General features: G+C 59.0%; 8 protein-coding genes and 2 pseudogenes. 2 read left to right on the top strand and 8 right to left on the bottom strand.

The annotated features are described in order from the left end of the window. Nucleotides 1–23 precede the first annotated feature (23 nt). The 8 genes and pseudogenes from Q1K07_RS21030 to Q1K07_RS20995 form a co-directional block, all read right to left on the bottom strand. Nucleotides 24–1,168, bottom strand: a pseudogene (locus tag Q1K07_RS21030) (IS3-like element ISPa133 family transposase). A gap of 61 nt (nucleotides 1,169–1,229) precedes the next feature. Beyond that, a pseudogene (locus tag Q1K07_RS21025) lies at nucleotides 1,230–1,850 on the bottom strand (IS5 family transposase); the annotation flags it as partial. Nucleotides 1,851–1,910: 60 nt separating this feature from the next. Continuing rightward, nucleotides 1,911–3,416, bottom strand: coding sequence for a tripartite tricarboxylate transporter permease (locus Q1K07_RS21020; protein WP_300315847.1), 1,506 nt, complete (start codon nucleotides 3,414–3,416; stop codon nucleotides 1,911–1,913). A gap of 36 nt (nucleotides 3,417–3,452) precedes the next feature. Next, nucleotides 3,453–3,992: a tripartite tricarboxylate transporter TctB family protein gene (locus tag Q1K07_RS21015; RefSeq protein WP_300315844.1), complete on the bottom strand. Its 540-nt coding sequence runs from the start codon at nucleotides 3,990–3,992 to the stop codon at nucleotides 3,453–3,455. After that, a complete protein-coding gene (locus Q1K07_RS21010; protein ID WP_300315842.1) occupies nucleotides 3,989–4,987 on the bottom strand; it encodes a tripartite tricarboxylate transporter substrate binding protein in 999 nt (332 codons plus the stop codon). The genes Q1K07_RS21015 and Q1K07_RS21010 overlap by 4 nt, the downstream gene beginning before the upstream one ends. A gap of 72 nt (nucleotides 4,988–5,059) precedes the next feature. Next, a complete protein-coding gene (locus Q1K07_RS21005) occupies nucleotides 5,060–6,667 on the bottom strand; it encodes a gamma-glutamyltransferase family protein (RefSeq protein ID WP_300315839.1) in 1,608 nt (535 codons plus the stop codon). Between the two features lie 137 nt (nucleotides 6,668–6,804). Then, nucleotides 6,805–7,335 carry a chromate transporter gene (locus Q1K07_RS21000; RefSeq protein WP_300315836.1) on the bottom strand — a complete coding sequence of 177 codons (531 nt, stop codon included), beginning with the start codon at nucleotides 7,333–7,335 and terminating at the stop codon, nucleotides 6,805–6,807. Continuing rightward, nucleotides 7,332–7,904, bottom strand: a complete 573-nt coding sequence (locus Q1K07_RS20995; RefSeq protein WP_300315833.1) for a chromate transporter — start codon at nucleotides 7,902–7,904, stop codon at nucleotides 7,332–7,334. The genes Q1K07_RS21000 and Q1K07_RS20995 overlap by 4 nt, the downstream gene beginning before the upstream one ends. Nucleotides 7,905–8,056: 152 nt before the next feature. Between Q1K07_RS20995 and Q1K07_RS20990 the strand changes: the two genes are divergently transcribed. Further along, the gene (locus Q1K07_RS20990) at nucleotides 8,057–8,725 is read left to right on the top strand and encodes an FCD domain-containing protein (protein WP_300315830.1); all 669 of its coding nucleotides are present in this window, start codon (nucleotides 8,057–8,059) and stop codon (nucleotides 8,723–8,725) included. Nucleotides 8,726–8,905: 180 nt separating this feature from the next. After that, nucleotides 8,906–9,262: a hypothetical protein gene (locus Q1K07_RS20985; RefSeq protein ID WP_300315828.1), complete on the top strand. Its 357-nt coding sequence runs from the start codon at nucleotides 8,906–8,908 to the stop codon at nucleotides 9,260–9,262. The last annotated feature ends 27 nt before the right edge of the window (nucleotides 9,263–9,289 follow it).

Genomic DNA, 9,289 nt, shown 5'->3' with positions numbered 1-9,289 from the left:
TCAAGTCGTAGCGGACACTTTTATTAAGCTGCTTCCGCGATTTTCTCGATCTCCCTCGGCGCGTGGTAGCCAAGGGTCGAGTGGAGCCGGCAGCTGTTGTACTCCATCTCGATATAGGTCACGACGTCGCGCCTCGCTGACTGGCGGGTCCAATACCGCTGTCCCTCCAGCCATTCGCTCTTCAGAGAGCCGAAGAAGCGCTCCATGACCGCATTGTCCCAACAGTTCCCCTTGCGGCTCATGGAGGCCTGGAACCCGTGCTTTGCCAGTCGTTCGCGATACGCACGAGAGGCGTACTGGCTGCCGCGATCCGAGTGGTGAAGCACGCCTCGGGGAGGCTGTCGGCGGCCAATTGCCATCTCCAGGGCGTCCAGGGTGAGTGACGTCTTCATATGGTCGGCCATGGCCCAGCCGATGACCTGTCGGTCGTAGAGGTCCAGCACGGCCGCCAGGTACAACCAGCCTTCCAAGGTCCAAATGGCAGTGATGTCGGCCACCCACGCCTGATTGGGCTCAGGCACCGTGAACTGCCGCTTGAGCAGGTTGGGAGCCACTGGCAGCCCGTGGTCGCTGTCCGTCGTATGCCGGTAGCGGCGACGCTGTCGGCAGGCGACACCGGCTTCCTGCATCAGGCTACGCGCCTGATAACGACCGACCGTATGACCTCTGCGACGGAGTTCCTTAGCCATTCGCCGGCTCCCATAGCTACCACGTTTCTGATCGTGGATGTCCTTGACCTCCCGGTGCAGGCACTGGCGCTGCTCATCGGGTTCACGCTGACGCCAGGCATAGAAGCCACTGCGGCTGACGTCCATGACACGGCACAGCACCGCCACTGGGAAGGAGGCCTTCTCCGACTCGATGAACTGGTATCTCAGCTCGACTCTCTCGCGAAGAAGGCCGTGGCCTTTTTTAAGGCCTCCTTTTCAATCAGCAACTTACGAACTTCTTCGCGAAGTTTCTTGATCTCGGCATCCCGCTCATCTGCCTGGTCGTCAGTCACACCATCCTCCCGGTCACGTTGCTGGCGACACCAGCGATCCAGCAGGCTGCGATCGATATCCAGCCGCCTGGCAGCCTCGGAGATGGCATAACCCTCTCCTCGAACCATGTTGACTGCCTCAGCCTTGAATTCGTCGGAGTACCGACGTCGCGTTTTCTTGGTCATGAACACCTCCAATGCCTCCAGTATGAGGCTTACCGGGGTGTCCGCTCCAATTAGACCAGTTCATTCGATGGCGGTCGCAGTAATGACGCAATTCGTCACTGTCGTAGCCCTTGTCCGCGACCACGTACCGACAGCGCTTGCGAGGCCGGCCCATCGGGCCAGGGAGATGCACCTGCTCCAGGGTCGGGATGAAGTGGCGCGCATCCGACGCCTGCCCGGGGGACAACGTGAACGTCAGAGGCAAGCCATGGGCATCGCATGCCAGGTGGATCTTGGTCGACAAGCCGCCTCGACTGCGGCCCAGCGCATGATCTACCGGTTCTTCAGGCCCCCCCTTTTTTGCCGCCTCCCGAAGCGGCGCGCGTGGCGCGAACAGCCGTGGAGTCGATCATCCAGGTATCCAGATCCATCAGGCCATCCTCGCGCAACCTGAGCTGAAGGCGCGCCAGCACGGCGTCGAAGGTGCCATCATCACGCCACTGGCGGAAGCGGTCATACACCGTCGTCCAAGGACCATAGCGTTCCGGCAGATCGCGCCATTTGGCGCCTGAGCACAGGATCCAGAAGATACCGTTCAATACCTGACGGTCGTCTCGTCGCGGACGCCCCATGACCTGGGCGGCGAGACGATGTCCTCGATCAGCGACCAGCGGTGATGGGAAAGCTCGTAACGTCCTGTCATAGCTCACCTATGCTGCCTTTGCATGGGCAACGTTAGCAGAATCCACTTTTCGTACAAAACCTAGCCTTCACCAGATTGAAGACGGTTCTGTCGTAGGTGATAACGAATTGCGAGCACGATAGAAATCACCGCAAGCCCGAGCAGGACTGCAGAAATGGGCCGAGTGAAGAAGAGTGTCCAGTCCTCATTGGTCATCAACGCGCGACGCAGGTTAGTCTCGGCAATCGGCCCTAGAATAACACCAAGAACCAGCGGTGCCAGCGGATAGTCCAGCTTGGTCATGATGTAGCCAACGATACCAATCCCCAGCAGCAGGTAGATATCAGTGACGCGGTTGTTAAGGGTAAACGCGCCAACCAGGCAACACGTCAGTACCACCGGCACGATCACGGATTTAGGGATGCTGGTCACCTTGAGGAACAAACGCATGCTGAGTAGGCAGACGACCAGCATCATGGCACCGGCGACGAACATGGCCATGAACATGCCATAGACCGTATCGGCGTGATCCATGATCAGGCGCGGGCCAACCCCGATGCCATGCACCATCAGTGCGGCCATCAGCACAGCGTCAACGGCACTGCCTGGAATTCCGAGCGCGATCATAGGGATCAAGCCACCACCAGATGTGGCAGAGTTACCTGACTCAGATGCGATGACACCTTCACTGCTGCCCTTGCCGAACTCTTCCGGGTGACGTGAGCCGCGCTTGGCCTGATCATAAGCGAGCAAGTTGGCAATACTGCCACCTGCCCCCGGCACTGCACCGATGAATACCCCGACCATAGAGGAGCGCAGCAGGTTGATGGGGTTCATCAAAACTTCGCGCAGTGCCGCGAAGGGATGGAATTCAATACGACCTGTGATCAGTTCCCGTCCCTTTTGGACCTGGTCTGGGTTTTCCACTTCCTTGAGAAGTTGGCTGACGGCATAGATACCGATCAGTACCACCAGGAAGGGGATGCCTGCCGACAACACCTTCAGATCAAAGGTAAAGCGGGTAACACCCATCAGCGGATCAGCGCCGACGGTAGCGATCAACAAGCCCAGCATACCGGCCATCAGACCACGAACCATCGAACGCCCAACCAGGCTTGCCACAATGGTCAAGGCGAAGATGACGAGTGAAAAGTATTCCCATGCTCCTAGCTTCACCGCAATCAGGGCCAACGGAGGCGCTGCGGCAATGAGTACCAAGGTACTGATGAGCGTCCCGAAGAAAGAGGCCCATATACCGATGGCCAGCGCACGTCCTGGCTCACCATTGCGTGCCATGGGGAAGGCATCAAACGTTGTGGCCACGGCCGAGGGCGTGCCAGGAATCCCTAGAAGCGCCGCACTGATCATGCCACCTGTGTAACCGCCTATGTAAACGGCCAACATGGTCGCCACGCCTTGTAGCGGTGGCATGGTGAAGGTCAATGGCAAGGTCAGGACAATGGCCATGGTGATGGTGAAGCCGGGTATCGCGGCTGCGATGACGCCCACCGTTACCCCCACCAGCATGGTGAGCAGGGTAGTGAAAGTAAAAAGCTGATCAGCTCCGGATAATATGGCTTCTAGCATGAGAGGCTCCTTGTAACGGTGTCCCGATCGTGTTGCTTAGCCCCACATGCCACGTGGCAGTGAGATAGTGAATACATGGCGGAACAGGCTTTCCAGGCCAAACGACAATGCCACTGCAATGACCACCGCAATGATTAGCGCTTTGGCACTGCGAGCCCCCAACAGATACTGACAGCCGATCAGAAAAGGAAGGCTGGCCCAGCGAAAGCCCACTATCGGAACAGCTGCTGTCATCAGACCAAACAGGATCAGCACGCCAAAGGCGAGTCGATGCTGTTTCAACCAGTCACCGACGGCTCCCTGTGACAGTGCAGACGTCTGCTTGATGTCGGGCAGCTCCTTGATAATGATCATCAGGTTAAAAACGACCAGCAGTGCCAGCACGATCCGCGGGAAGGTCCCAGCCCCCATGGGCTCCCACATCGACGAGGGGAGGTCGCCTGCACGTACAAACATAAAGGCGAACAGCAAGGCGAGGAGGGCATTGAAGATGATATGCCCCCATGCCTTGGCTCGCTTCGCGTCAAGGTGAGCCCGGTCATCCAATGACCGGGCGTTGCGAGTTGCATCACTCATTGCTGCAGCTGCCCTGCGAGGCGTTCAACAGTAGCATTCAGGCGTTCCAGGTGAGCGCGGTACTCATCAGGCCCCATGTACTGGACCTCGGCGCCCGAATTGTTGATGCTGCGGACGAAATCCTCATCGTTAGAGGTGGCTTCGAGTGCGTCTGCCAGAACGTCAATGCGCTCTTCCGGGGTACCTTTGGGTGCAATCAGGCCCCTGATGATCGACAGCTGCAGGTCGTCGTACCCCAGCTCCATCATGGTCGGCACATCGGGCGTCTGAGCCATGCGATCGGTATGGCCCACGGCCAGGAAGGACAGATCACCATTTTCCACAAACTGGCTACTGGAGGCGATGTCACCCATGGCAGCATCGATATGGCCCCCGACCAGAGCGCGGATACGCTCGCCAGTGCCTTCAAAGCCAACGTAACGGAACTCCAGGCCTTCCGCTTCGGCAATCATTGCCGCGTGAAGGTGCGGAACCCCGCCCAGGGTTACGCCGAAACGCACTTCACCCGGGTTCTCTTTGGCATAGTCGACAAAGTCCTCCATTGTCTCCCAGCCTTTGTCCGGATTGACGGTTAGGTACTGCGGTGAGGCAGTGATGGAGCCAACTGGCTCAAAATCGTCCCAGTTAAGTGGCGTCAGCCCGGTATGGTGAGACACCAGGAAGCCGTCATGGACCTGGCCCACCGTGTAGCCATCGGCGGGACGCTCTGCCAGATCGGCCAGGCCCACAGTGCCACTGACGCCAGGCATGTTGATCACTGGCAGTGGTTGGCCCAGGTAATCTTTGATGTGGTTGGATACCAGGCGCATCAGGATGTCGCTACCACCACCGGGACCCCAAGGCACAATGAACTCAACGGGGTCTTCCGGATAGCTGGCTTCCTGTGCACTCGCGGAGGCACACCCAATGGCAAGAACGGAACCGGCCACGGCGGTGAGAACGCGGCGAGTCCAGGGAGAGGCCGTCTCGTTGGTGTTAGAGTGTCCAAATTGCATGGTGCATCTCCTTGTCGTTGTGGTTGCATTGCCAGGCTGAACGTCGTTCTCTCTGGCATTACGCCCAGGCGGTTACCAGGGCAGTACCGCGGCGTCAGTGCGGGGCTCAGTGCCGCCGCAAAGCACCCCGGTTTCCGCGTCGCGCAGAATGATCTGCCCGCGACCGAAACTCACAGAATCTGCTTTCTTTACGATATGATGCCCCCGGCGGGCGAGTGCTTGCGCCAGGTGGTCAGGGAAGTGGGGCTCGACTTCCACCGTGCGGCCTTCGGTCCACTGCCAGCGAGGCATGTCCAGGGCGGCCTGGGGGTTCAGGGCGTCATCCAGCATGCTAGTGATCACCTGGACATGGCCTTGGGGCTGCATGAAGCCACCCATGACACCGAAGGGCCCGACGGCATTGCCATTACGAGTGATAAAGCCGGGGATGATGGTGTGGTACGTGCGTTTGCCGGGAACCAGAGCGTTAGCATGACCCTCATCCAACTTGAATGACCAGCCACGGTTCTGCAAGCTGATGCCTGTGCCCGGAATCACGATGCCTGAGCCAAAGCCTTTGAAGTTGCTCTGGATGAAGGACACCATGTTGCCTTCGGCATCCGCTGTAGCGAGGTAGACCGTACCGCCGGTGATCGGGTTGCCATGCACCGGGTCCAAGGCCTTTTCACCAATGCTGTCGGCGCGGTGCTTCAGATAGTCAGCATTCAGCATCTGACTGACACTCGGCTTCATCGCCTCGGCCTCAGTGATGTGATGCAACCCGTCGACATAGGCTAGCTTGGTGGCCTCGATGCGCCGGTGCAGGGTTTCGACAGGGTCTCTTACCGCATCGCCAAGGTGCTCCAGCATGCCGAGCGCTTGCAGAGCGATCATGCCACAGCCGTTGGGCGGGATTTCCCAAATGTCGTGGTCACGATAGCGAGTGCTGATGGGTGTCACCCACTCCGGCGAGAAGGCGGCGAGATCCTCTTTGCGAAGTAGCCCCCCGTGCTCACGGAAGAAGGCGTCGATACGGTCGGCGAGTTCCCCTTCATAGAACGCGCGTGCATGGGTCTGCGCGATCAAGCGCAGGCTATGCGCATGATCAGGTGACGACCACATCTCGCCGGGGCGTGGCGCATGACCTTTGGGCGCGAAGGTGTCAAACCAGGGCGTGAAGGCGGCATCGTCATACTGACTAAATGACTGATGGGCATTCTCCCAGAGCTGATTGACCAGAGGTGATACTGGGAAGCCTTCTTCCGCCAGGGTAATGGCGGGTGCCAGCAAGTCGGCAAAGGGCAGACGTCCAAAGCGCTCTGACAGCGTAGCCCAAGCCGCCGTGGCCCCAGGAACGGTCACAGGAATCAGGCCGTGCTCCGGCATGGCGTCATGGCCCAGCGCCTTAACGGCTTCAATGGTCGCTGACTGAGGGGCAGGGCCACTGGCGTTAAGTCCATGCAGTTCACCATTCATCCATACAATCGCGAACGCGTCACTCCCCAGCCCGTTCGAGGTGGGCTCTACCACTGTTAGAGCCGCAGCCGTAGCGATCGCTGCATCGACAGCGTTACCGCCTTGACGCAGGATCTGCATCCCGGCTTCAGCGCCAAGCGCCTGGGAGGTGGCGACCATGCCGCGACGGCCAAACGTGGCCATGCGCCGCGAAGGGCTAGGGTAATAACGCGCATCGTATTGCATACTGAGATTCCTTTGTCGGTGTGATGCGGTGCGTGATGGCCATCTAGGGCCTACATCGCTGAAACGTGAACGTTATGCGTCACATGCGTTGTCAGTGCCGTAGCGGATGACGGTCACTCTTGCCGTTCCTGGCTGTGCTATCCAAGCAGCAGTCCCCCGTACGCTAGAGCGGCCAACACGACGAATGCGGGATGAATCCGTAGCCGCAGCAATGCCAGCGCGGCGACACTACCGATCACGAGGGTATGGATCAGTCCAGAGGTTTCCAGCCCTTCGCTGAAAAAGCCCCAGGTGAGCCACGCCATCATCATGGCGATGACGGGACGTACCCACTGACTCATGCGCTTGACGCGCGGGGAGTCACGGTAGCGATAGAGAAGTCCAAGGGCGCCCAGCATCAATAAGAGGGATGGCACCACCGTAGCGAGCACGGCTACCAGTGCGCCGCCTGCCCCGGCTACGTCAAAGCCAATCTGTCCGGCCATCTTGGTGGCGATGGGGCTTGGGAGCGCGTTACCTAATGCCAGCGTCTCAGCAAATTCTTGAGCGCTCATCCAGCCGTAGCGGCCAACCACCTCTGCCTCGATAAGAGGAATGATCGCGGGGCCACCCCCGTAGCCAATGATGTTGGGAATAAAAAATGCAAGAAAAAGCTCCCAGTAGATCATTGGTCAACCTCCTTGCGCCGCGGCTCAGGAGCGAGCATCGCAGTGGCCAGCAAGGCGCCGATGATCCACCCAGGGTGGATGCCAAGTAGGTATATGAGCACGCCAGACCCTGCACCAAGCACCAGGCTTGTCCAAGGTCCAAGGGCAAGGCGCGACTTGTTCCAGAAGTCCAGCGTCAGTTGCCCCATCATGATCATGACCACTGGGATGACGGCAAAGCCCATCCCCTGGATCCACTCGACCTCTCGATAGCGGCTGAAAAGGCCGAGCAGCAAGATCATGGCGAGCACCATTGGCACGATCACGGCGGCGACGGCCACAGCACACCCGCTAAAGCCGCCAATGCGATAGCCAATGTAGCCAGGCATCTTGGTGGCGATGGGGCCGGGTAGGGTATTGGCGATGGCGAGCACATCGGCGAAGGCATCGTCGTCCATCCATTGATGACGAGTCACGACTTCATCGCGGACGAGGGGAATCATCGCGGGTCCGCCACCGAAGCCGAGCAGGCCGATACGCGCGAAGGCCAGGAATATCTTGCTTAGCGAGGCTTGCGACTGTGCGGTCATGCCAGCCTCGCGGTGAAGTGAGAGATGCTGTCCGAAATTGATTTTGGCACCGTAATCGCCTTTTCTATAAAAAATCGATTATTTGGACTAGAATATAGATTGTGTCAGAAAGCGGCGTCAACCTTAATGTGAGGACGCCACACGGAGGCAGAATGGGTATCTTCGAACGCAAGGAGGGGGTGACCGCGACTAGCTGGATCTACGACACCCTGCGGCAGGACTTGGTCAATGGACGGTTCACCGCGGGCGAAAAGCTGGCTATCAGCGCCTTGAAGCAGCAGTACGGAGTAGGGTTGAGCCCCTTGCGAGAGGCGCTGAATCGTCTTTCGGCTTATGGTCTCCTCATTCAGGAGAATCAGCGTGGGTTTCGCGTCCCACGGCTCGCGCGTGACGAGCTTGATGATATTGCTGACATGCGGTGTGCCCTTGAAGGCATGGCACTGGAACGGGCGATCCAGCGTGGTGATGCGGAGTGGGAGTCAGAGCTACTCGCCGCGGCACATCGTTTGAAGCGTGCTGATGAGGCACCAGAGATGGCGGAAGCCTGGGAGCGCCTGCATACTCAATTTCATCGAACTCTGGTCAGCCCCTGCGGTTCGCCATGGCTTCTGCGCTTCATCGAACAGCTGCATGACCAGTTTGATCGCTACCGGCGTCTGGCGCCCGGAGACCCCGAGGTTAGGCGTGTGCTGGATGCTCAGCATGGCGAGCTGGTGGATCTGGCCCTAGCCAGGGACGTCAAGGCGGCGAGGGCGCTTATGGATGATCACATTAAACGCTCCTACGAGGTGGCTCTCGGTAGCTTTGCCAGGAAGCTTTGATCCTGGATTCATAGAATAACCGCAGCACTTTGGACACCACGGTGGAGGCAGGAGGGCCAGCGCCGGTACCCTTCTCGGCTCACCAATGGGATGGAGTCCGACCCACCCACCTTGTGGCTATTGCGCCACACTGACAGGTGCCGGGGCTATCGCCCTTTCCAAGGCTGAGGAGCGCATCCCATGAACATTACCCGGGTCGGAGTCGATATCGCAAAAACTGTCTTTCACGTGTATGGCGTAGACCGTCATGACCAGGCTCAGTGGTGTGGGAAATACACACGGGCCAAGTGGTTACATGCCATCGTCAAGCGTGTCCCGGTGGGTGCCGAAATCGGCATGGAAGCCTGCGCCACCTCTCACTACTGGGCGCGTGAACTTCAGGCCCGTGGCTATCAGGTCAAGCTGATCGCGGCTCAGTTCGTGAGTAACCGGTCATTCCAAGGCGTGCCGGTTTCCGCTTGCCTTATACGTCGCGTAGTGGCTGGATCAGGGCCACCGCGACCTTCCACTGCCGGTGATCTTCCGACTGCACGATGACGGTCTTGCGGTTGATCTTGATGACGC

It is taken from the genome of Halomonas sp., assembly GCF_029263665.1.
GTDB lineage: Bacteria > Pseudomonadota > Gammaproteobacteria > Pseudomonadales > Halomonadaceae > Halomonas.
Note: the sequence above shows the minus strand (reverse complement) of the source record. Positions and strands in the feature narration are given on the sequence as shown.

Coding starts and splice junctions, on each gene's coding strand:
- Q1K07_RS21015 (WP_300315844.1), bottom strand. CDS start 3,992: ATGAGTGATGCAACTCGCAACGCCCGGTCATTGGATGACCGGGCTCAC.
- Q1K07_RS20995 (WP_300315833.1), bottom strand. CDS start 7,904: ATGACCGCACAGTCGCAAGCCTCGCTAAGCAAGATATTCCTGGCCTTC.
- Q1K07_RS20985 (WP_300315828.1), top strand. CDS start 8,906: ATGAACATTACCCGGGTCGGAGTCGATATCGCAAAAACTGTCTTTCAC.
- Q1K07_RS21020 (WP_300315847.1), bottom strand. CDS start 3,416: ATGCTAGAAGCCATATTATCCGGAGCTGATCAGCTTTTTACTTTCACT.
- Q1K07_RS21005 (WP_300315839.1), bottom strand. CDS start 6,667: ATGCAATACGATGCGCGTTATTACCCTAGCCCTTCGCGGCGCATGGCC.
- Q1K07_RS20990 (WP_300315830.1), top strand. CDS start 8,057: ATGGGTATCTTCGAACGCAAGGAGGGGGTGACCGCGACTAGCTGGATC.
- Q1K07_RS21010 (WP_300315842.1), bottom strand. CDS start 4,987: ATGCAATTTGGACACTCTAACACCAACGAGACGGCCTCTCCCTGGACT.
- Q1K07_RS21000 (WP_300315836.1), bottom strand. CDS start 7,335: ATGATCTACTGGGAGCTTTTTCTTGCATTTTTTATTCCCAACATCATT.